Here is a 659-nt window from a genome sequence, read left to right as displayed (position 1 = left end):
TCGCCACAATGTTCAAACCAAATAAGTAACCAAATTGGTCAGGTCGAACACCATACAAATCAATATAAACAAACGAACCCGCAGTTAGGAATGCAAACATCCCCGAAAACGAGAATGCACCAGACACCATCAAGCCCACCGCTTCAGAACTTGAACACAAACGGGCGTAGTTTTTTAATGTGGTACGAAAACGCAGTGGTTGGCGGTTTTCTGGTTTTAGCGTCTCCGGAATTTTCCAAAACACCAGCAGAATGACAACCACAGCAAAGATAGCCAGCACCCAAAAGATAGAACGCCATCCAAACCAAATCGCAAGGTGACCGCCAATCATCGGCGCAACCAACGGGGCAATCGTGATAACTAATGTGACGAAAGACATTGCACGCGCAAAGTCTTCACGGTCAAACATGTCACGCACCACAGCTTGAATAATGACCGCCGCTGCCGCGCCAGCAAAACCTTGAGCGGTACGAACATAGGTTAACGCATCAATGCCGTTTGTGGTCGCACTCACCACAGCTGCTAATCCAAAGAAAAGCACACCCAAAATCAGTACAGGTCTGCGGCCAAAGCTATCGGCAAGCGGCCCATGAATTAACTGACCAATCGCAAAACCCGCCGTATAAGCCGTCAATGTAATTTGAACCGCACCAGGTGCA

1 protein-coding gene is annotated in these 659 nt (G+C 48.3%); it reads right to left on the bottom strand.

What is annotated here, in order from left to right; genetic code table 11:
* Positions 1 to 659, bottom strand: a 659-nt coding sequence (locus R7Q09_RS26150) for a Bcr/CflA family multidrug efflux MFS transporter (RefSeq protein ID WP_318143944.1), incomplete at both ends; no start/stop codon positions are given.

The sequence above is a fragment of the Vibrio sp. 2130-1 genome, from assembly GCF_033339515.1.
Note: the sequence above shows the minus strand (reverse complement) of the source record. Positions and strands in the feature narration are given on the sequence as shown.